The organism is Ignavibacteriota bacterium (genome assembly GCA_019637995.1).
Lineage (GTDB): Bacteria > Bacteroidota > Ignavibacteria > Kapaibacteriales > UBA2268 > JANJTB01.
Genome location: JAHBUQ010000003.1, coordinates 263,476 through 286,506, shown reverse-complemented (window position 1 = coordinate 286,506; position 23,031 = coordinate 263,476). Strand labels below are relative to the sequence as shown.

Below are 23,031 nucleotides of genomic sequence, written 5' to 3'. Positions count from 1 at the left end.
TTTCAATTCAATTACCTAATTACAACTATTTTTTGAGTTAATGTATAATTACTTGTTTTAAGAATGCAATAATATACACCTGCTGGATAATTGGTTATATTTATTGGTAAGCTGTAAGCACCTTCATTTAAATTTGTATTTAATATTGTCTGCTGCTTGAAGCCCATGACATCATAAATTGCAATATTCAAATACTCGGCGTTTGGTAGGTTGAAATAAATCTGCACATATTCGTTAGCCGGATTCGGTGTTATTCTAAAATCGGCTTGAAGTTCGTTTGTATTTTCATCAACACTAACAGCGCCCTGAATTGCAAATGAATTACTTTCAGTGGTTATACCGGAGATTTTATCAGTTATTTTTACAGTATAATTCACTCCGTTAGGTAATGTATTTGGAATTTTCCAGTTCATAGCATTAAAATGGCTGAAAATACCTTCGGATATCAGAGCTTCCTGACTTCCGTCCAACAATAGTTCAAGAGACAACGAGTCTGAACTGTTAGTATTCCAGCTGATTTTTACGGTAGTATCTTTCTTTAGAATCTCACCACCGGCAGGATAATTTATTGACAAGAATGGTGCAAAAAAACTAAATTTTCCTGTTGACGACCAACCACTTTCCAAATCACGATAACTTGTTTTTACTCTCCAAAAGTACTCTTTATTCTCTTCAAAATCAGCTTTGTATAGCACAGATGATTTCACTTGCACGCTGTCAAAAATAATTTCTGAAAAACTATTATCATTGGATATTTGAATTTGGAAATCATCAAATCTTCCGGTTGAAGACCAAACTATTCTTACAGTATCTCCATTATTAAATACTTTATCATTGTGAGGATACATCAGTCTTGGCTCGAGAATAAACTCAGCATCACGTAAGAATCCAATAACATACTCTCCAAATTTTGAAGTATTGGCTATCAATTTATTATTTGCAGCATCAACTCGGGTTTCATGAGGTATAAATATACCTTCACCTTCCTTGTCTCGCGAAAAAACAATTAATTTATCGGCTGAAATATGTGGAGCTATAGAGTTCAAATCGAATCTGACTTCACTGGTAAATGAATATATCAATTGTGGCTCAAGAAAATAGCGACCATCAAGCAGAACAGGAGCCTCGCCTTCAAATTCAGGATCTAAAGGAGCACAATTATATTTTTTGACACTCATCATATTATATAAAAATGCATCAAGTTCTTTGAAATAAATTTCTATCCCTGTTTTATTGTCTCCGATATCAAACTTATATGTATTGCCTTTCATCATTTCAAACCGGTCAACACTTGCAATAGGCTGGCAGGCAGGAAGTTCTATTTTTTGGGCTCTGTAACTGAAATTTAATTTCGGAAGTGTCAATTCAAATACTTTATCTTTATCTGGTGTAACTTCGGTCAAACCTTTGCTTAATCCGGTGAACATAAGACCCCAGTTAATCAAGGTATTACCATTATCTAATCTCTGAGCTGAGCCCATCGCAAATGCAGAAATTGGAGGATTGTGCTTGTACTCCCATACAAGGTGGGCAGTCTTTCCTGCTTCATCAATTGAGTATTCAACTGCACGGGAACTCCATCCTGATGTCTTCTGAACAGCATTGTCGTAAAAAAGCAAATTTCCGTTTGGAAGTATTTTTGCGTCATGCTGCATTCGGAAATAATATGGCTTATCAATTTCATTTTCGCCTGTAATTTCAAAATCGCTATTGTCGCCACCGAGCCTCCAAATCAACTCTCCGGTAATCATATCAATTTTTACAATTTCAAAAGTAGTAGGGAATGTTGATATCACATGCCCGTCTCTATCCATAAATAATGAATTTCCATGAACATGCTCAAATATTGCTTTTCTTACATCATCCTTAGTAGCTAAAACCGGAATAAAATCCAGACTGCGCCACTGATAAACACATTCTTTGTTTTTGTCCAATTCTTGAATAACTGTACCAACTATTGTAGCATTTGGATCACCCCCGGGAATTACTTCGCTCATATCAATTGGCACTCTTTCATAAGCAATTAGTAAATAATTGCCATTAGGTAAAATTCTAAATTCGTGAATATCTGCCAGATACTCATTTTGCATTTGAACTGAATCAATAATTTGCTTTTCTTCATTCATAATCATATGCTGTACATACAGATTCTGAACTGTTAGTGGTCCAGCCTGATACTTGTCTCCAATCTCAACTCTGGAAGCATAAGAATACCTGCCATTAGGTTGAACTTTGAAATCAATCCCTTGATTCTCAGGCTTATCATACCAAACTACATTTCCCTCATTGTCAAGTATCATAATATAATTAGCGTCCGGCGATGATACCTGAAAGCATTCCATTAGGATATTTCCATTAGCTGGATTATTTACTGTATCAATAATCATTTCGGGAAAGTCATCTGGCAAATTCAATAAAATTGGGTTTTTGACTTTGTTGAATGGTCTTTTATCTTCTTGTTTTAACTCAGATGATAATAATAGTAATTGGGTTGAAAAGGTAAAAATAACAACAAAAGTTATTATTCTGTGTAAATGTTGAAACATAACAGCCTCCATTTTGTTAATATCAATTCATTATTTATACAAAAATATTTAATTATTTGTTAATAAACAAATAATAATTTCATTATTAATGTTGTTTGCATTTTAAAATGTAAATTTATCCAGAATTTTAAAGAGCTGATGATTTCAATTAAGTGATGTCAAAAATAATTTCTGAAATAATTAAACACTTTATCATTGTGAGGATACATTAGTCTTGGTACGAGAATATATTCAGCATTCCCGTCAGAATCGCAGATTTTTCGGATTAAATGATTTCACGGATTAATATATAAAGTAGGGGCAGGTTCCGAACCTGCCCCTACGGTATTTCTACAACTTCACAAATTTCTCAACAATAGAGCAAGCTCCATTGCTTCCAATAATTTTAATGAAATACATGCCTGCGGGCAAGTGGGATATATCAATTCTTAGAGTGGACAGTTCAAGCCCTGTCCCTACGTTCATTACTTCTAAACCGAGCATATCGAATATTTCAATGGAAGCAATGGGGCTTGCCCCATTGTTATTTCCATTGGAGCAAGCTCTAATGCTTTCCATATTTATTGTGATGAAATCGCTTGCGGGATTGGGGAAAATTTCGATTCCTGATTCGCTTATACTTACATTTATGCTTAATGGGTCGGCTAATCTGAAGGTCAAGTATCTCCATTCAGAAATAATTTTGCCATCGTTTACTCTGACTCTTGCTACAAAGTCGGTATTTTCATAAGAAGGAGTTGGAATAGTTATGCTTGTGTCTGTCGTAGTTTCATCAGACAATAAATTTGATTGAAAGTATGGCATATTATTAAGCTGAAATTCGTAGAGTTCGGCACCTGAAACAGATGTCCAGATAAATTCAATTTCACTTGTTTTGATTCGTTCACCTGAAAGCGGTTTGATAAATTTTGGTGGAATAACAAAATTATTATCAACAAAAGTACAGAAATGACTTGCCCTTATAAACCAGTCGCTTTCTATTCCCTCGCCTAATGCTTTTACTCGAGCATAGTAGCATTGGTCATAATCAAGATCAGGCAGCATTATTTCGAGACTGTCAACAATGGTATCTAAGACAGGATTATTAAATACCTCATAGCTATAGACATTATTCGATGTTGCTTTTGCTAACTGATAGCGGTAACTTAATGCACCTTCGACAGAAGTCCAGCTCACTTTTAAATCAATTGGTGATACTCTGTTACTGTGAGCAAAGAGGTAAGGTCTCATTAAATTCATCTCAGTTCCCATTTTGAACATCAACCTTGCTGCAATTGCATAAGCCACATCTTTTTCCAGATACATGACTTCTCTTACAGCATCATACTCCATATCAATACCGCCATCTACTCCGTTTGGTAAATTATGCTTAAGCCATGTTATGCCACCATCTGTACTTTTATAAATCATACTGTATAATCCGCCGATAAGTATATTGTTTTCATCGGCGCAGGATATTGTAAGGGCTCTGTAATCAGTCCATTTTTCATCAGTTGGCGTAAAAAGCCCGAGCCAGCTATTGCCACCATCTGTTGTTTTGGATATTAATGTTTCCCATTGGTCGGGATTAGATTCTTTACGTCTGTCATCAACTCTGAAAGCAGTATTTTGGTCAACAAATTCGATAATTCTTGTACTTTGAGCATCTGCAAAATCTACCCAAGTTTTGCCTCTGTCGCTTGTTTTGATATATTTTCTAATTGATTGGGAACTTTTTTGCACAAGAATTACAAAATTATCTTCATCAAACATTTTGATTGAGGCAACAAGCATATTTTCAACGGGCAATGTTATTTTTTGAATTGTTTGAAATCCGTCATCTGTCCATAAAAGCGTGTCGCCATAACTGATTACAGTATTATTGTAGTAGTTTCCAACGGTCATTTTTGATGCCAAACCTAATTTTGCGGAAGCCATATCAATATTTCTAATAGTTGAATTTGAATCAAACTTGAAATAATTCCAATTCTTACCACCGTCAAAACTGGAAAATAGTATCGCAGTTCTTTTGTAATAATCATTAAACCCTACCATTGTAAGATATTCGGTTGAATCACCTACAATATAAAAATGTTCGTCAGCCGGAAATGACAATGAGTGAAAATCGTATTGAAAACTTGTGGTTTGCAGTATTTTATCAAATGTCTTGCCTCCATCTGTAGTATATTTGACAAACCATCCGGTATTTGCAACATCACTATCAAAAGAAATCAACTTGTCTTTATCGAGTGCATCCATAATTTTTGTACGCATTTGATAAGTATAATTTCTTGTTGTGTTGTCAATTGATTCCCATTTATTGACAAGTTGCGATTCGGCAACTGTTGCCGTGAAAATAATAAGCAATAAACTTAGTACAAAACTTTTCATCTTGAAACCCTCTATAAATTTTAAAAAACTATTTTCAAAATTGCATAATCACATAACAGTAAGACAAATCAAAATGCATTTTGTCACACTTTTACCAAAAAAAGTTTAAAAAAAAGTGGTGTCGCTAATAATTTATTAGACGAAACCACTTTTATAGTGAGAATTTATATTTTTTTTAATTCACGCCCTTACCTGCAAAGTGCATCATAAACTGAACGCGCTCATAAGCGGCAGGATTCTTAGTTGAAGCTTGGGACATTTTGCCACGGAAATCATCAATTGTAGAATAATTATGTTCTTCCATCCATTCAGTAAGGAAATTATTCATTTCAGTAATTTTGTCAAAACCGTTTTTGTAAAGTGTAGATGCGACCTGAACTGCATTAGCACCTGCGAGCAATTGCTTGACGACAGCAGATCCGTCGTGAACACCTGTAGAAGCGGCTAAATCACAACCAACACGCTGAGCCATAATTGCAATCCATCGCAATGAAATAGAAAGCTCAGCAGGTGTACTGTAAATATTTGTCGGTACGATTTTCAAATTGTCAATATCAATATCGGGGCTGAAGAAGCGATTGAATAGAACTAATCCATCAATACCTGTATTGGAAAGTCTCTGAATCATACTGCCAAGATTTGAAAAGTAGTAGCTAATTTTAAGTGAAACCGGTATAGAAACCACTTTTTTCACTTTCTCAATAACCTCGAAATAAACTTTTTCGTTGTCTTCACCTGTACGATTGAAATCGGAAGGCAAAATAAACATATTAAGCTCTAAAGCATCGGCACCTGCTTCTTCGATTCGTTTGGCAAATAAAGTCCATTCATGAGATGAAACACAATTTACGCTGCCAATTACAGGAATAGTAAGAGTGCGTTTAGCTTCTTCGATAAGGAAAAGATATTTCGAGACGCTGTCTTCCATATCAGAATAATCGAAAGCATCATAGATTTCAGGGTAAATTGTTGATGGTCTGTTGGAATTTGCCATTTGTGCATTTAGCTCGGCGGTAATTTCCTCTTCGAAAATTGATTTAAGGATTACAGCACCCACGCCTTTTTTTTCGAGTTCCTGAAGCAGGTGAGATGTACGTGTCATACCTGAACTTGCAGCTATTATAGGACTTCTTAATCTCAATCCTAAGTACTTTGTTGATAAGTCAGCCATATTTATACCTTTGTATTAAAAAAGAAATAATCAAATTGTAATAATTTCAAAAAAACAAAAATATGAAAAAGAATCCTTTTTTTATAATTAATTATAACATTTTGCCATTTTAATATGATAAATTATCAATTGATAAATTTTTAGGCTTCAAAATCGTTAATATTAAATATTTTTAAATATTTTGTAACTTTTGTTAATAAAGTCTCGTATAAAAAAATGAGAAAGACTTTAGATTTTTGTCAGGATTTTGTAAATGAAAAAAATAGTATTATTGTTAGTGATAATTAGTTTCGGGAATCTAACTGCACAACAGGGCGTCAGAAAAACTTATACCTTGCAGGAATGCCTTGATATCGCTACCCGAATGAATTTTGATGTCATACTCAGCGAAGCACAGGTTGCCACATCAGGAGCAGATATAACTCAGGCATTTGGAGCTTATCTACCTCAGATTGATTTTAATATGGGTTATCAGAGGATTCTTAATCCCGAGGGGCAGCGTTCAGTAAATGTCGGTGGAGTAATTATAGAAACACCGGGAACAAACCCTAATTCATATTTTATGAATGCAGGAGCCGGAATCAGCATATTTGACGGATTTGCCCGTGAAGCTAATTATTCAAGAGCCCAAGATCAACTGAGCGCAAATCAATTAAGTCTTGATCAAACAATTCAACAAGTCAGATTTACTGTATACTTGCAATATGTTGATGTCATTCGCAATTCTCAGCTTGTAAAAATCAGAAAAGAAAATTTCAATCAGGGCAGGCAGGAGCTGGATAGAATCAGGGCGCAGTATGATGCCGGATTCATACCTGTAAATGTGGTTTATTCACAGGAAGCTGAACTGGGAAACAGAGAAATCGAAATTATTGATGCAGAAAACAGACTAAATATCTCCAAAACCACGCTGATGTCAACAATGGGAATTAACCCTGATTTTGAATCAGAATTTCTTGAATCAAGCCTGCCTACTACAATTGACCCACTTGATATAGAAATATTTCGCAGACGTACTGGCACTTTGCAATCCGCAATGAAAATTGCTCTCGAAAACAGAAGTGATTTAAAAGCAAGCGAACTTGCATTAGAAGCATCAAAATCTCAAATAACAATAGCAAATTCCGGCTATATACCGCAAATATCTGCTTCCGGCGGCTGGAGATGGAATCATTTTGAATTTGAAAAATTTTCGGAATTTGGAAGGGCATTTGCCGGGCTTTCGCTTTCGATGCCAATATTTGATAATTTCAGGACAAATCTCCAAATCCAAAATGCAAAACTTCAGGTTAGTCAGGCAGAAATCCAAAAACAAAGAATAGAATTAGCCATTAAGCAGGCAGTTCAGAATTCACTTTTAAACTTGGAAGCTGCTGAAAAGCAACTTGAAATATCTGAAAGATCACTAAAAGCATCAGAAAAGAATTTTGAAGTAACTTCTGAGCGTTTCCGTCAGGGAGCAGCAAACATAACAGATTACACTCTTGCAAATATGCAATTTATAACATCACAAATTAATAGAATTACAGCCGTATATAACTATTTAGCAGCAATGAGAGAAGTAGAGTTCGCTACAGGAAATATGAGGTAAAGGAGAAATAATGGCAAACGAAATGAATACAAGAAATTTTGCGGATTTTGTACCAGATTATTCTGAGCCGGATCCGTACGAATATAGAGTCGGTTTTTTAAGAAGGTTAGCAGCTTATATAATTGATTATGTGCTAATTTCATTACTAATTACAATCGCCATATTTGCAACAGGGCAGGCTGATGAGCTTATGGATGCCTCTATGAATATTTGGAAAACATTTAATAAGCAAGAGCTTATGGATGTAGCCTTAGGAGTTGTTCCTATAGCAGGTGTTATTACATTACTCTATTTTTCAAGCGAGTTATTTCTTGGTGCAAGCCTTGGAAAATTGCTTCTGAGTATTAGAATAGGCAGTGATGACCGATATCCGGCGCCGTTTACTAAGCTATTTGCAAGATATATACTCAAAAATATAGGCGTAGTATTTGCATTAATAGGTTCTGCTGTTTCAATTTTAGTAATTGACCTTGCAGGCGACTTTTTGCAGTTTGTAATATATATTGGATTTTTGTTTACAATAGGAAGACGTTCACAGGGATTTCATGATATGCTTTCTGCTACTGCTGTCTATTATACAAATGAATTAATTGACAATAATAATATTAATCAGGAATAAATTTTAAAATGGCAAAGAAAAAGAAAAGAACAGGACTTTGGATTACCTTAGGCATTATAATTATCGCTGTGGTGGGAATATCATTCTTTATGTCCGGCAAGAAGAATGAAGCTATAAGTGTTACAACCACTAAGGTTTCTAAAAAGACTATAACTCAGACAGTTTCAGCTATAGGCAAGATTCAGCCGGAGACTGAGGTAAAAATCAGCTCTCAGGTATCAGGAGAAATAATTTTCTTGGGAGTTAAAGAAGGCGATAATGTAAAAAAAGGGCAGTTACTTGTACGAATCAAGCCTGATCTTATAGAGCCTCAGCTTAAGCAAATGAGGGCTGCAGCCGATGCCTCAAAAATGGAAATCAGTATAACCGAAGCTGAAAAAGAACGTGCAGAATCTGATATGAAGCGAATTGCTGAACTTTATAAAAAAGAATTCATTTCCAAGCAGGAATTTGAAACTGCTAAAGCTACTGCTTCAAGAGCAATCAGCTCATATCAAGCGGCATTATCGCGTTATCAGGCATCACTTGCTCAGCTTGGTCAAATTGAAAGTGAACGCGACCGAGCTTCAATTTATTCACCTATTGACGGTGTTATTACTTTGCTTTCAGTTGAAATTGGTGAGAAAGTCGTTGGTACAGGGATGATGGCTGGTACTGAGCTTATGAGAGTTTCTGATTTATCTGTGATGAATGCAGTTGTAGATGTGGACGAGAATGATATTATTCTTGTTAAAAAAGGTGATACCGCATATATTGAAATTGATGCTCTTGATGATGTAAAAGTCATGGGTTCAGTTTATGAAATTGGGCATTCTGCAAAATCAAGTCTTCTTGGTACACAAGATCAGGTAATCAACTTTGAAGTAAAAGTAAGATTAATTGATAATGAACCAAGATTACGCCCGGGAATGAGCTCAAATGTAGATATACATACCGAAACACGTTATAACGTAATAGCAGTTCCTCTTCAGGCAGTAACAGTCAGAGATGTACAGGCTGACAGAGCACCCGATGTAGATAAAAATAACGGCTCGGGTCCGGGACAAAAAACTGCTGAAATTAAATCTCAGAAATATTCAAGACCGCCATCTGTCGTTTTTGTAAATAATAATAGTACAGCAAAAATGGTGCAGGTCGAGACCGGCATTAGTGATAAAGGTTTTATTGAAATTACTTCAGGTCTCAGCGATAGCGATGAGATTATTTCAGGTAGCTATTTGGCTGTTAGCAAGGATTTGACTGATGGTGCTAAAATAACAATTGATACTTTATCAACCAAAAAATTTCCAAGAAAGTAAGAAAAAATTACTATGAATGACAATAATGTTATAATTGATATAAAGAATATTGCAAAAATATACGATATGGGCGCAGAGAAAGTCTATGCTCTTCGTGATGTTACTCTTGACATTAAAAAAAATGAGTACGTAGCAATAATGGGACCTTCCGGCTCGGGTAAATCTACTCTTATGAATATTCTCGGCTGCCTGGATACTCCAACAAGCGGTCATTATTTCTTCACAAATGAAGATGTCTCAAATATGGATGATAATGATTTAGCTGAAATACGCAATAAGGAAATTGGATTTGTTTTTCAGACTTTCAATCTTCTTCCCCGAGCCACAGCAGTCAAAAATGTCGAGCTTCCGCTGGTTTATGCAGGAGTTTCGAGCTCACTAAGATATGAAAAGGCAAAGAAGACATTGGAAGATGTTGGGTTGGGAGACAGAATTACACACAAACCAAATGAGCTTTCAGGTGGACAAAGACAGAGAGTCGCTGTTGCAAGGGCTCTTGTAACTAATCCATCGATAATTTTAGCTGACGAACCAACCGGAAATCTTGATTCAAAAACAGGTGAAGAAATAATGAAACTCTTTAACGATTTGTGGGTAGCAGGCAATACAATAATAATTGTAACACATGAAGAAGAAATTGCTCTTCACGCTAATAGAATTATCAGACTAAGAGACGGACTTATAGAAAGTGATACTATCAATCCAAATCAGGTAAGCTACAACTAAAATTATGACATTTTCCGAAATATATGAAAACGTAAAACTGGCTTTGGATTCAATGAAATCCAATAAAGTAAGATCATTTCTTGCTTCTCTTGGTGTCTTGATTGGAATTTCGACAGTTATACTTATGGGCTGGGTTTTGTCCGGTTTGCAATCTGCTATGGATGATACATTCAGGATTATTGGGGTGGATATGGTTTACCTTGATAAATGGGATTGGGCTGGCGGCAAAAACTGGAAAGAAATTCGCAATCGAAAAAATATAACTCTCGAGCAAGCAGAACAGTTTATGAATACTGTAAATTCAGCTGAAATTATTTTTCCCTCAATACGTGACTGGGCTGGTACTATCAAGTATGGAAGCAATAATTACAGTGGAATTTCAATTATCGGAACTACGTATTATCATGGCTTGACTCCCGCAGGAGAAACATCTAACGGAAGACATTTTACAAAATTTGAGGAAGATACTAAAGCTAATGTTGTCGTAATCGGCAGTAAAGTCTCCGAAACAATTTTTCCTAATGGCGATGCAGTTGGAAAGGAAATCAAAATTCAGGGGAATAAATTTACGGTTATTGGAGTTATCAAAAAGCAGGGAACAAGTTTCTTCGATTTTATTGATAATCAGGCGTTTATGCCATTGGGTTCATTTATACAAATATTCGGCAAGATTAGACGTAGCGTGTCAATTGGAGTGAAAGCAGGCTCTGAAGATATGCTTGATGAAGTAAGAGCCGAGTCGCGTGGAATTATGAGAAGTATTCGCAATGTTGACCCACTTGCTGAAGATGATTTTTCAATCAACGAAACAAAAGCATTCGAAAGTCAGACTGCAACAATCAAATTATACGTATGGGGTGTTGGAATCGGGATGACTGTTTTGTCCTTTTTGGTCGGAATTATTGGGATAATGAATATAATGTTTGTGTCGGTTGCTGAGAGAACAAAAGAAATTGGTATCCGTAAGGCAATTGGTGCCAAAAAACGTTCGATATTATTTCAGGTAATTTCTGAAGCTGCTGCTCTTTGTTTAATGGGTGCATTTATATCACTGATATTCTGTAGTGGAATTGTATATGCTGTGGCAACAATAGTTCCGAAATATCAGCCCCAAGCTGAATTTCTAAAACCGTATTTACCGCTTGAGCTTTTGATTATAGCATCGCTTGTTTCATTATTTGTTGGTATTCTTGCGGGGTTAATCCCTGCTATACGAGCAGCAAATCTTGACCCGGTCGAAGCATTAAGATTTGAATAGGAAATTAAATGAATTTTTACGAAAGTATATTAATAGCATTAGATTCAATCAGAGTAAATAAACTCCGTGCAGGGCTTACTTTGCTAAGTATCGCAATAGGAGTGTTTGCAATAATTGTTGCAATGGGACTTGTAAGGTCTATCAATACAACAGTAAGTGATCAAATGGCTGAACTTGGCGAAAATACTTTTTCAGTTTTCAGAGTACCTAAAATTCAACTTGGTGGTAATGCATGGAGAATGTACCGCAACCGTAAACCACTAACTTATCGTCAGGCAGAGGATTTCAAAAAACAAATGACATCTGCTTTTGCAATCAGTGCCAATTCGACATCAACTGGACATACTATAAAATATATGAATAGTGAGTCTAACCCTGATGTTTCACTTATTGGAACAGATGCTGATTATTTCATTACTAATAATATTAATATTGCTGATGGCAGGTCATTTTATTCAGGTGATATTGATTTTAACAGAAATGTTGTAATTATCGGAAATGATATTTCGATTTTACTCTTTCCCGGTGGTAATGCGATAGGAAAAGATATCATTATCGGCAAGCAGAAATATACTGTAGTTGGCATAACAGAAGCAAAAGGTGCAATTCTTGGAAAAAGCCAGGATAATTATGTAATTATTCCGCTGACACAATTTTTAAAATATTACTCCGAAAGATGGGAAGAATCACTTAACATAAATGTCAAAGCCGGAAGCAAAGATGAATTACGAACAGTAATAGATGAAGCAATAGGTATTCTTCGTGGGATTCGCGATGTGCAGCCCTGGGAAATGAATAGTTTTGAGCTTGAAACTAACGAATCGCTTGCATTGCAATTCGAAAGTATAACCGGTTTTTTATCAATATTTGGCTTTGTATCAGGAATAATTGCCCTAATAGCCGCAGGTATTGGTATTATGAACATAATGCTTGTTACAATCAAGGAAAGAACTCGCGAAATCGGCATAAGAAAAGCACTCGGAGCAAGGAAATTCTGGATTATGTCACAGTTTATTACCGAAACAATTACATTAAGCCAGATAGGAGGGTTCATTGGAATTGGAATGGGACTTGGTTTGGCGGCATTATTCAGCAATTTGCTGGGACTCAGCATAACAATACCTGTTGACTGGATAATATTCAGCATTGTAATATGTACAGTATTGGGTGTGGTCTTTGGTGCTTACCCCGCATGGAAAGCTGCTAATTTAGACCCGATAGATGCACTGAGATATGAATAAAACAGAATTGTATTAATCAGAGATGACTGGGTTTGTAGAATAATAAATCTTTTTGTAGAAAATTTTTATAATATAACAGACCAGAAAAAGCAAATAAATCCAGAAATAATTGAAAATTTCATTAAATGCTTAGAATGTCACAGTGATTTAATTACCGTATAATTGTTGCTACTTTATTGCTTCATATAATTTCATTCCGTTTATAGTGCTATAAAATTCTATCTAAATCAGCCAAGTTATCAATTAATACAAGCCTTGCTTTACTACCGTCGAATGGACCGATGATTCCGGCTCTTTCAAGTTCGTCAACTATCCTTCCTGCTCTGGCGTATCCAACCTTAAGCCGCCTTTGAATAAGAGATACAGAGCCCTGCTGATGCTGTACCATCAGTCTTGCAGCCTCTTCAAAAAGTGGGTCACGATCTTCAGGGTCATAGTAACCGGCAGATTCCGACTTTTCGTTTATGCTTGGCAGGTAATACGGTTCGGAATATCCCTTCTGGTCACCGATAAAGTCACACAAAGCCTCCACTTCATCAGTGCTGATGAATGAATTTTGAATTCTAACTGGTTTTGGAGAACCGGGAGGCAGGCATAACATATCGCCCTGCCCAAGAAGCTGTTCGGCACCCTGCATATCAAGAATGGTTCTTGAATCAATTTTAGAAGCTACAAGATAAGCAATTCTTGCAGGGAAATTTGCTTTAATTACACCTGTTATAACGTCAACAGATGGCCTTTGAGTGGCTACAACAAGATGTATGCCAACAGCGCGTGCCATTTGGGCAAGCCTTGTAATAGGCTCTTCAATTTCCTTCGATGCAACAAGCATAAGGTCAGCAAGCTCGTCTATTATTACGACAATATATGGCATAGGTTTATGTGACATATCCTTATTATCATTAAAAGCGCCAAGACGCACTTTTATATTATAGTCGGCAATATTTCTCTGGCGAACTGATGCAAGGATGTCATAACGAATTTCCATTTCGGCGACTGCTGCTTTCAAAATTGTTACGGCATCTTCAGGTTTAGTAACAATTGTGTCATGGACCTCAGGTGAAGCAGCCATGTAGTGATTTTTAAGCTTACTGTAAGACTGAAGCTCGACTTTCTTAGGGTCAATCATTACAAATTTCAGCTCACTGGGGTGTAATTTATAGACAAGAGAACTAATAATTGTATTGATACCCACTGATTTACCGGAACCTGTGGAGCCTGCTATCAATAGGTGCGGCATCTTGGCAAGATCAATTATGTAAGTATCGCCGGAAATAGTTTTCCCCATTACAAGCGGAAGTTTGAAATCTGAATTTTTGAATTTTGGAGATTCAACAGTTTCACCGAAACGAACAATCGAAGGATTTGCATTCGGAATTTCAACTCCGATAGTGCCTTTGCCGGGAATTGGTGCAATTATTCTGATGCCTTTTGCTTTGAGTGCCATTGCAAGGTCATCGCTCAGACTTTCAATTTTGCTGATTTTGATACCGGCAGCCGGTACAAACTCATACTGAGTTACCACAGGACCGGGAGTAACACTTAAATTTTCGATGAAAATTTTAAATGTTTCGAGCTTCTCCTGCAATATCCGTGCATTCATCTCAAGTTCTGCTTCATCAACAAATGATTTAGCTTTTTCTGTATTCAGAAATTCAGTACCGGGGAATTTATAATTAATTTCCTCGTCGAGTACAGCAGTCCCAATCAAATTTACCGGTTCTTTTTCGATTGTCTTGGAGCGATTGAGTGTAATATTTAATTGTTTTGTATTTTCAGAGATATCCTCATCGCTTAATTTACTGTCAATGAAGGAATTTTCGCTGTTTAGAGTCAGGTTTGTAGAATTTTCATCTTGAATCTGCATTGGCTCAATTAAAACTGTTTCACTTTTTGATTTATCCTCTTCTATTTCATCAAGACTTGTGAAACTTTTTTCCTTGATATTTTTGAAATTGGGTTTAAATTCCGGAATTTCAACCTCTTTAATAGTCTCATCAGAATTAATTTCAGGTTTTATTTCAGGCACTATTTCAGAAATTGGTTCCTGATTATCATCAACTTTTTTGATCTTGATATTTTGAAATGGATTTTGTTGGTTTTCACTATCCTTAATAGTTGCTCTGTTAATTATAACCGTAGGTTTTCTCTGAATATCTCGAGCAGGCTCAGTATTGGCTTGAGCAGTAACTTGTGTTGTTTGAACAACTTTGCTGTCAACATTAACTTTTTTTGCATTGGAAATATTATGACCATCAGTTTGGCTTTCATCATTCTCATTATCTGAGTCGTCACCAAATGCTTCAGTGATACCGGACTTTGCTTTCCCTAAAAATTCCATAATATTCTGATAAATTGTTTCAAACTTAATATCAGTTCCAAGGTATAAAGTAATGAGCATTCCGCAGATAAATAATATCACAGCACCGACCGAACCTAATAATCCTGAAAATACTGCTGCCAGAAATTGCCCTATAGAGCCACTCCATTCACGAGATAATCCGGAGAAATTTTCAAATGTCATCATTGAGCCCATCATTGCCGAAAAGAGAACTGTCATAATTAGATATACTGTAGTATATTTAATTAAAATATCAGACACTTTATTTCCCGTAAAGATGTATCTTGTCCATGCAATTAAAAAAAGCGGCGCTGGTAAAAATGCAAATCCAACAGTTTTATTATAGATTATATATGAAATCCAGGCTCCGAAAAGCCCTAACCAGTTGCGTGTTGTTGCTGCCTTTGCCTCAACAATAGGGTCACCGGTAAGCAATCCGAAAAGTTCCATAAGAGAAACTCGGGCATTCTCATCATCTTTATGAGTATAGGAAATAAGAGCCAGAAGTAGCAGCACTGCAAAGAAAAAAAGTAATATTGACATTACTTTGTATTGCTTATCGTAAACTCTTGGCTTTTCACTTTTACTTTTGTTGGACTTCATATTTAACTTCAAATAAATTAGTTAATATTCTGAATTATAAATGTGTTAATTACTTAATTATTTTAATTTTGGTTTAATTCGTCGTATCGGGTGTAACTTAATATTTTCTAATGCTTGCACTTTCTGCTATAGCAACAACGTGGCACACATCCATTGACAAGCAAAAATCTAAATCATGAAAAAGTTTGAGTTCTTTAAGACGTTGAGAGTGGTCTCTTGTACTCAGAAAACTTTTCAAATCATTCTTATGGATGTTGTAAAGTTGCATTGATGCCATAGCCGGGTCTGAAATTTTGAAATCCGGCAATATTTTTGTTAATTCAGCTATGAATGCACCGGCGCAAAGCATATCCTCGTAAGAAAGCCTTCCGTCATTGCCCGCACAAAGAAATATTACTTTCTTGGTTATGTCACTATTAATTAAATATTCATTAATAAGATGATTCAAAGTTGCTTTATGATTCACTAATGAGCCTATCAGTCGTAATTTTGCTTGTTTGGCTTTTTGAAAAATCCTTGTTCCATTGGAAGTTGTGAGAATGACACTTCTTCCCTTGACTTTTTCGGGAGAATATTCAAAAGGTGAGTTGCCTGCATCGAATCCGGAGGGCTTTTCACCATTTCGTTCTCCACCTAAAAACCTGACTTCCTTACTTAATCCACTGAATATTTTTACTGCTTTATCCAATCCGTCCACAGGTACAATTTCTTTTGCTCCGCTTTGGAGAGCATAAGCTACGGTCGAACTTGCTCTCAAAACGTCAATCATTACAACTGCCGCATCTTCGAACAAGCTTTCGTGCTCGGGAAAAAATGGTGTTAGATAAGCATCTATCAAAACTGACATTGCTGTTTTCCTCTTTATCTTATTATTTTTGACATAATTTTTATCGTTTCAAAATACAGATTTTTCAAAATGTATTTTTTGCTGCATATAAACTTAATAATTTTTTTTCAAATAGAACTGCAAATAATTGAAATCTCATATCGAATACCGTAATAATTGCAAAAAAAGTTTTATTTTTGATTGTATTGAAAACTGAATTCGGAAAAAAACATATTGGATAAAATAATTATTATTGCCGGACCTTGTCTTGCGGAATCCGAAATTGTAATTAATGAGACAGCGGAAACACTTGCCTCACTCACTCAGAATGCAGGTATTGAATTTTATTTTAAAGCATCATACCGAAAAGCAAACCGTTCGAGCATTAATTCGATATCCGGTATGGGAGACTTACGGGCACTGAGCTGGATTAAGTCTGCGGCAGAAAAATATAATCTTAGGACATTGACTGATATTCATTCTGCTGAAGAAGCTAAAATCGCAGCTAAATATGTAGATTGTCTTCAAATTCCTGCATTTCTGGCACGTCAGACCGATATACTTCTTACAGCGGGTGATACAGGAAAATTTGTGAATATCAAAAAAGGGCAATTTATGGCACCCGAAGATATGCACAAAGCTGCTGCAAAAGTAAAATCCACAGGTAATGAGAAAATTTGGCTTACTGAGCGAGGTACTACTTTCGGCTACCACGATTTAGTTGTAGATTATCGTGGGCTTGTAATTATGGCTGAGTCAGGTTATCCGGTCATATTTGATGCTACTCATTCGGTTCAAAAGCCTTCAATCGGGGAGCAGTCCGGCGGAAGTCCCAAATTTATCGAAAAACTCACCAGAGCGGCGCTTGCTGTTGGTGTTGACGGGATATTTTTTGAAACACATCCCGACCCTAAGAATGCTTTGAGCGATTCTGCTACACAGCTTCCGCTCGACAAAGCAGGTGATTTTATTGACTCTATTCTTCGAATACATAATTTCTTTAAAAATCAATGATAGAATTTAAGCATCATATTAAATATTTAAAAATAGTTTTCATATCTCTTTTTGTGATGTGGATATTAGCATCAGTTACATCTTGCGATATTTTTGATTCAAAAATCGCAAAGCCGGTTGATTCTACTTATGTTTTCCCTGAGCCTGACCAGTCCGGTACTGATATTGAAGTACTTTTTGTTGATTCAGGATATACGAAAGCTAAATTAAAAGCAAAAAAAGGCAGAGTTTTCCAAGATAATCAGGAAACATTTTTAGATGATATGGTTAATGTTGATTTCTACTCCAGATTTTCAGGGGCAAGAATCAGCAATCTGATAGCTGACAGCGCCAGAATTGATGATGTTACCAAAAATATGCTTGCACGCGGAAATGTCGTTGTAATATCTGACAGCACCGGAAATAAACTCGAAACCCAGATACTTGAGTGGAATAATAGAACACAGAAGATATATTCGAATGAATTCGTCAAAATATCAACAAGAAATGAAATAATTACAGGTTATGGCTTTGAGTCTGACCAGAATCTTGAAAATTATAAAATTAATAGAGTTAGTGGAATCAGTTACAGGAATAATTAATATGAGAAGAAATCTAATTGCGGGAAACTGGAAAATGAATACGGACATTCAAAGTACCGGAAATCTTATAAAATCAATTAAAGAATTAATTGGAAATCAGGAATTGAAATCAGAAATTCTGGTTTGTCCGCCTTTTACAAATTTGCAAATCGCAGTTTCTGAATCAGAAGGAAGTTCTATCAAAGTCGGCGGACAGAATTGCGATTTTCACACATCAGGAGCATATACCGGAGAAATTTCGATTGATATGCTCAAATCTGTCGGTTGCAGCTATGTAATTATTGGTCACTCAGAAAGGCGAACTTACTATTATGAAACAGATGAAACTGTGAATTTTAAATTAAAAGCAGCACTATCAGGTGGTATTACTCCAATCATTTGTATTGGTGAGACTATTGAAGAAAGAAATGCCGGCAAGACTTATGACATTCTCGAAAGGCAAATAAGGGGTGCATATAACGATTTATCTGAAGATGATTTAGCTTCAGTAGTCATTGCTTATGAGCCTGTGTGGGCTATTGGTACCGGAGTTTCTGCAACTACTGAACAGGCAGGTGATGCTCATTCAAAAATCAGAAAGTTTATTCTTGATAATTATGGACATAAGCCGGCATCAATCAGAATTTTATACGGTGGTAGTATGAATGACAAGAATTCCGGTGAGCTTCTTGCGTTAGAAGACGTTGATGGCGGACTTATCGGTGGGGCAAGTCTTAAAGCAGAAGCATTCTACTCAATAATTAAATCATCTGAAGAAAACAGTTAATTATTATGAAGCAACTTCCAAATATTTTGAGCTTGCTCAGAATTGTGATTTCTCCGATATTTTTCCTAATGTTAATTTCGGAGAATCCAACTTTGATATGTTTATCATTACCATTATTTATAATTGGTGCCATTTCCGATTATCTGGATGGCTGGTTTGCTCGAAGAATGAAAGCAATCTCGCGATTTGGAAAGTTTTTCGATCCTCTTGCAGATAAATTCCTTACCGGTGCGGCATTTCTTGCTTTTGCTGTGCTCAGTATAGTTCCTCTCTGGATGGTATTAATAATCATATTCCGCGATATTCTTACAACCGCTATGCGTTTTATGCCGCAATCAGGAAATCAGTCAATTACTACTTCCAAACCTGCAAAAATTAAAACTTTTATTCAGATGATATTTATTTTTGTTATTCTACTAACTATTACATTTATAAATTGCCCGATGAATGGTTTTAATCCAGAAAATCTTGTTGCTTTTCTATATTCAGATTTTGTTTATTATTCAATGATGGTTATAGTAGTACTTACTTTGTGGACTTTGATTGATTATTCCAAACAAAACAAACGACCGTTTTGACAAAATATAAAAATATTACCGAAGAGTTGCTTGTAACGTTCTTCTATGTTGGTAAAATCAAGTATGCTCCTGGAACTTTTGGAAGTATGGGCGGTTTATTGATTTTATTCCTGCCGGAATATTTAATTTGGCAGGCAGCGGTTATTTTGTTAGTGCTCTTATTTGGGATTTCAATAAATCCAATTAAAAGGTATGAGATACTGAAAGGAAATGACCATTCATCAATAGTAATTGATGAAGTAATCGGAATGATGATACCATTTGCAAATCCTTTTATTATAATCAGTCCGTTTTGGGTGATTTCTGCATTTATTTTATTCAGGATTTTCGACATTTTAAAACCATATCCAATTAACAAACTTAATGAAAAAAAAGGTGCAATATTTGTACTTTTAGATGATGTCCTTGCAGGTGTGTTTACGATGGTAATTTTACAACTTTTGCAGTTGGGATACCGAATTTCTCCCTTTTTTCTGACTTTTTTTGAAATAATTTAAAAAAAACTGCAAAAAAAATAAAAAAATGCAAAAAAATATTGTGTATATTTAGAAAATTTATTAATTTCACGTTTGAAATTTGTGCGTAACTACAATAAATACAAATAGATTTGAAATTATGACAGATTTTTGCTGAAATTTATTAAATCGAAATGCCTTAATTTAGTTTTTTTTATTAACATAATTTGTTTCATTCACTATCAGGAGAGTGCTTATGGCTATGAACAAACAAGATCTTATTAACGCAGTTGCAGAAGGCTCAGGCTTAAAGAAAGTCGAAGCTGAAAAAGCAATCAAAGCAACCATTGACGCCATTTCAGGAGAATTGGCAGGTGGTGGAAATGTTACCTTAGTTGGTTTTGGTTCATTTTCAGTTTTCGAAAGACAGGCTAGAACCGGTAAGAATCCTCAAACAGGTGCTAGTATCCAAATCGCTGCTAAGAAAGTTGCCAAGTTTAAACCCGGCAAAGCCCTTGCAGAATCTGTAAACCCTGTTGCTGCTAAAAAACCGGCTGCTAAGAAAAAAGCGGCTAAGAAGAAATAAGTTATTTATTTCAGAACTTTATAAGGGCTGTTGCGTAAATGCATCAGCCTTTTTTATATTATAATATTGTACTTACCCACTTTGTTGAGTTTTAAATATTTTCATTTTTTTTATTTCAAAAAGCGAAATGATTCATCCCATAAATTTATTTCAAATAAAAAAATAAAACATTAACAATTATAATACCTAAAAATCGTATAACAAATATTATATAAATTTGAAAATAAAGTAAATCAAATCATTTGGAAAAGATTTGGAAAATAATAGATATTATCAATTGGGGTAAAGATTATTTTGCCAATAAAGACATTGAATCACCAAGATTGAATATCGAACTGATTTTAGGCAAAGCACTTAATTGCGATAGAGTGAACCTTTACACAAGATATGATTTGCCCCTTCAGCCGGATGAACTTTCTAAAATCAGAGAAATGGTCATAAGAAGATCAAAGCATGAACCTCTCCAATATATTCTTGGCTCTACTTCTTTTATGGGTTTGGAAATTAATGTTAATGAAAATGTACTTATACCAAGACCCGAGACTGAAGAGCTTGTTAGTTTGATTTTGCAGAATCACAATAATAAAAAACCACTTAAAATTTTAGATATTGGAACAGGTTCCGGAGCGATTGCTATTTCTCTGGCAAAATTTTTGGATGACTCCGAAGTTCTTGGAATTGATGTATCAGATAGTGCCATTGCAGTCGCAAAGCATAATGCCGTTAAAAATGGTGTAAAGAACATAAGATTTGAAAAAAAAGATTTCTTAACAAATTGTAACTTTTCAGGTAATTGGTGTGTCTTAGTATCAAATCCTCCGTACATTTCAAAAAAAGAATTTGAACAGAGTGATGAAAGAGAGTTGTTTTACGAACCAAGAGTGGCTTTGACTGATGATGGTGACGGATTACTTTTTTACAGGAAGTTTGCTGAAGTTTTTAAAGATATGATGACATCAGATGGCAGATTCTATTTGGAGATTGCTTATAATCAGGCTGCTGATATACAAGAAATATTTGAAGCTGATTATGATTTGCAATTTCATAAGGATTTTGCAGGACACTTGAGAATTGTAGAAGGTTGTGTTAAGAAATAGTTAAATTATAATATTTTACAACGAAATAAGTAAAGTATTTTATAAGATAACAAATATTTCTTTGCCATAAAATATATTGAAAGTATTTTTGTAATATGATAATTGACAAAAATTTACTAATTTTGAAGTTAGTTAATTTTCAAAATTGAAAAATTATATTTTTTTTTAGGAGTTGAATATGTCACAAGTTAGATTGGAAGAGCAAATGGGTGGAGCAATCCTTCACCTGAAAGGGCAATTTATAGGCGGTGCAGAAACAGATGAATTAAAGCAGCACTTGCAAAACTTATCAGAAGCTAATCATAACAGTTTGATTATCAATCTTGATAATGTTACTTATCTTAATTCGACAGCACTTGGGGTGCTTATTTCCTCCCATGCAAATTTTACTAAACGCGGAGGAAAAATTATCCTTTGTAATGTCAGTAAATCAATAGAAAATATTTTTGTAATAACCAAGCTTACACTTGTATTTACAATTGCAGATACTCTTGAAGATGCTAAGAAACTTTTTTAATTTTTTGAAACCAAATATTTTTTTTTTCTAAACGGAGTTTGTTTCTATGAAAAACTTATTTAATGCTATAGTGATAGCACTTTCGCTTTTTGTAGCGTACATGATTTATTTCTTTGTGTTAGGTAATCCTGACAATTTTAATGATCCCGAAATCAAGCATGAGCCAAAGAATGGCAATATATACGGTACAATATATACCGGTGGTCCTCTTGTAGGTCTTTTGTTGTCTTTCGTGCTAATCTCTATAACATTTACATTTGAGCGTTCCTTCTCAATAGGTAAAGCCAAAGGTAAAGGAAACCCTGCCAACTTCATAAAAAATGTTACTAACCTTCTTGCAAAAGGAGATTTGGAAGCAGCACTTGCCGAATGTGATAAACAACGCGGCTCTATGGCTAATGTCCTTAGGTCAGCAATTATCAGATTTAAAGAAATTGAGAATGACCCTGAGTTTCCGGGTGAGAAAAAAGTTTCTGAAGTTCAGAGAGCTATTGACGAATCTATGAACCTCGAAACACCTCTTCTTGAAAAGAACCTTGTAATTCTATCAACTATTGCATCTGTTGCTGTACTTGTAGGTCTTCTTGGTACAACACTTGGTATGATTCGTGCATTCCAGGCACTTGCCGTTTCCGGTACTGTATCAGCTATTCAGCTTTCGATTGGTATCTCTGAAGCACTTTATAATACTGCAGGTGGTCTCCTAGGCGCTATCATATCAATCGTAGCTTACAACTACTTCACAACTAAAGTTGACTCTTTTGTTTATATGATTGACGAAGCGATTTTAAGTATTACTCAGATTTTCACTGTAAGAATTAAAAGCTAAATTTTGCATAACTTAACA

Annotated in this window: 20 protein-coding genes; 15 read left to right on the top strand and 5 right to left on the bottom strand. The window is 35.3% G+C overall.

Features of this window, described 5'->3' with window-relative positions; all coding sequences use genetic code 11:
* Window positions 1-11 precede the first annotated feature (11 nt).
* The 3 genes from KF896_13270 to KF896_13260 all read right to left on the bottom strand — a co-directional run bounded on the left by KF896_13270 (window position 12) and on the right by KF896_13260 (window position 6,087).
* Window positions 12-2,546, bottom strand: a complete 2,535-nt coding sequence (locus KF896_13270; GenBank protein ID MBX3044679.1) for an aryl-sulfate sulfotransferase — start codon at window positions 2,544-2,546, stop codon at window positions 12-14.
* 330 nt (window positions 2,547-2,876) lie between these two features.
* Window positions 2,877-4,916 carry a T9SS type A sorting domain-containing protein gene (locus KF896_13265; GenBank protein ID MBX3044678.1) on the bottom strand — a complete coding sequence of 680 codons (2,040 nt, stop codon included), beginning with the start codon at window positions 4,914-4,916 and terminating at the stop codon, window positions 2,877-2,879.
* Between the two features lie 175 nt (window positions 4,917-5,091).
* On the bottom strand, window positions 5,092-6,087 hold the full coding sequence (locus KF896_13260; GenBank protein ID MBX3044677.1) for a dihydroorotate dehydrogenase-like protein: 996 nt from the start codon (window positions 6,085-6,087) through the stop codon (window positions 5,092-5,094).
* Window positions 6,088-6,340: 253 nt separating this feature from the next.
* Between KF896_13260 and KF896_13255 the strand changes: the two genes are divergently transcribed.
* The 6 genes from KF896_13255 to KF896_13230 are packed head-to-tail and all read left to right on the top strand — an operon-like array spanning window position 6,341 to window position 12,820.
* Window positions 6,341-7,678: a TolC family protein gene (locus KF896_13255; GenBank protein ID MBX3044676.1), complete on the top strand. Its 1,338-nt coding sequence runs from the start codon at window positions 6,341-6,343 to the stop codon at window positions 7,676-7,678.
* 10 nt (window positions 7,679-7,688) lie between these two features.
* Entirely contained in the window at window positions 7,689-8,297 is a 609-nt protein-coding gene (locus KF896_13250) for an RDD family protein (GenBank protein ID MBX3044675.1), read from the top strand.
* 8 nt (window positions 8,298-8,305) lie between these two features.
* A complete protein-coding gene (locus tag KF896_13245) occupies window positions 8,306-9,595 on the top strand; it encodes an efflux RND transporter periplasmic adaptor subunit (protein ID MBX3044674.1) in 1,290 nt (429 codons plus the stop codon).
* Window positions 9,596-9,625: 30 nt separating this feature from the next.
* Window positions 9,626-10,321 carry an ABC transporter ATP-binding protein gene (locus tag KF896_13240; GenBank protein MBX3044673.1) on the top strand — a complete coding sequence of 232 codons (696 nt, stop codon included), beginning with the start codon at window positions 9,626-9,628 and terminating at the stop codon, window positions 10,319-10,321.
* A gap of 52 nt (window positions 10,322-10,373) precedes the next feature.
* Window positions 10,374-11,579 (top strand): ABC transporter permease, encoded by a 1,206-nt coding sequence (locus KF896_13235; protein MBX3044672.1) that lies wholly within the window; start codon window positions 10,374-10,376, stop codon window positions 11,577-11,579.
* An 8-nt stretch (window positions 11,580-11,587) separates the two neighbouring features.
* Window positions 11,588-12,820, top strand: coding sequence for an ABC transporter permease (locus KF896_13230; GenBank protein MBX3044671.1), 1,233 nt, complete (start codon window positions 11,588-11,590; stop codon window positions 12,818-12,820).
* Between the two features lie 208 nt (window positions 12,821-13,028).
* On the opposite strand, the gene KF896_13225 is transcribed toward KF896_13230, so the two are convergent.
* Window positions 13,029-15,221 (bottom strand): DNA translocase FtsK, encoded by a 2,193-nt coding sequence (locus KF896_13225; protein MBX3044670.1) that lies wholly within the window; start codon window positions 15,219-15,221, stop codon window positions 13,029-13,031.
* Window positions 15,222-15,861: 640 nt separating this feature from the next.
* Window positions 15,862-16,611, bottom strand: a complete 750-nt coding sequence (locus KF896_13220; GenBank protein MBX3044669.1) for a 2-phosphosulfolactate phosphatase — start codon at window positions 16,609-16,611, stop codon at window positions 15,862-15,864.
* A gap of 192 nt (window positions 16,612-16,803) precedes the next feature.
* Between KF896_13220 and kdsA the strand changes: the two genes are divergently transcribed.
* The 9 genes from kdsA (at window position 16,804) to KF896_13175 (ending at window position 23,013) form a co-directional block, all read left to right on the top strand.
* Entirely contained in the window at window positions 16,804-17,604 is an 801-nt protein-coding gene (kdsA, locus tag KF896_13215; protein MBX3044668.1) for a 3-deoxy-8-phosphooctulonate synthase, read from the top strand.
* Window positions 17,601-18,185 carry an LPS export ABC transporter periplasmic protein LptC gene (lptC, locus tag KF896_13210; GenBank protein MBX3044667.1) on the top strand — a complete coding sequence of 195 codons (585 nt, stop codon included), beginning with the start codon at window positions 17,601-17,603 and terminating at the stop codon, window positions 18,183-18,185. Before kdsA ends, lptC begins: the two co-directional genes overlap by 4 nt.
* A 1-nt stretch (window position 18,186) precedes the next feature.
* On the top strand, window positions 18,187-18,951 hold the full coding sequence (gene tpiA / locus KF896_13205; GenBank protein ID MBX3044666.1) for a triose-phosphate isomerase: 765 nt from the start codon (window positions 18,187-18,189) through the stop codon (window positions 18,949-18,951).
* A 5-nt stretch (window positions 18,952-18,956) separates the two neighbouring features.
* Window positions 18,957-19,529 (top strand): CDP-diacylglycerol--glycerol-3-phosphate 3-phosphatidyltransferase, encoded by a 573-nt coding sequence (gene pgsA, locus KF896_13200; GenBank protein ID MBX3044665.1) that lies wholly within the window; start codon window positions 18,957-18,959, stop codon window positions 19,527-19,529.
* Window positions 19,526-20,026, top strand: coding sequence for a phosphatidylglycerophosphatase A (locus KF896_13195; GenBank protein ID MBX3044664.1), 501 nt, complete (start codon window positions 19,526-19,528; stop codon window positions 20,024-20,026). Before pgsA ends, KF896_13195 begins: the two co-directional genes overlap by 4 nt.
* A 220-nt stretch (window positions 20,027-20,246) precedes the next feature.
* Window positions 20,247-20,570, top strand: coding sequence for an HU family DNA-binding protein (locus KF896_13190; protein MBX3044663.1), 324 nt, complete (start codon window positions 20,247-20,249; stop codon window positions 20,568-20,570).
* A 242-nt stretch (window positions 20,571-20,812) separates the two neighbouring features.
* Window positions 20,813-21,667: a peptide chain release factor N(5)-glutamine methyltransferase gene (gene prmC / locus KF896_13185; protein MBX3044662.1), complete on the top strand. Its 855-nt coding sequence runs from the start codon at window positions 20,813-20,815 to the stop codon at window positions 21,665-21,667.
* A 178-nt stretch (window positions 21,668-21,845) separates the two neighbouring features.
* Window positions 21,846-22,184 carry an STAS domain-containing protein gene (locus tag KF896_13180; protein ID MBX3044661.1) on the top strand — a complete coding sequence of 113 codons (339 nt, stop codon included), beginning with the start codon at window positions 21,846-21,848 and terminating at the stop codon, window positions 22,182-22,184.
* A 46-nt stretch (window positions 22,185-22,230) separates the two neighbouring features.
* On the top strand, window positions 22,231-23,013 hold the full coding sequence (locus KF896_13175; protein MBX3044660.1) for a MotA/TolQ/ExbB proton channel family protein: 783 nt from the start codon (window positions 22,231-22,233) through the stop codon (window positions 23,011-23,013).
* The last annotated feature ends 18 nt before the right edge of the window (window positions 23,014-23,031 follow it).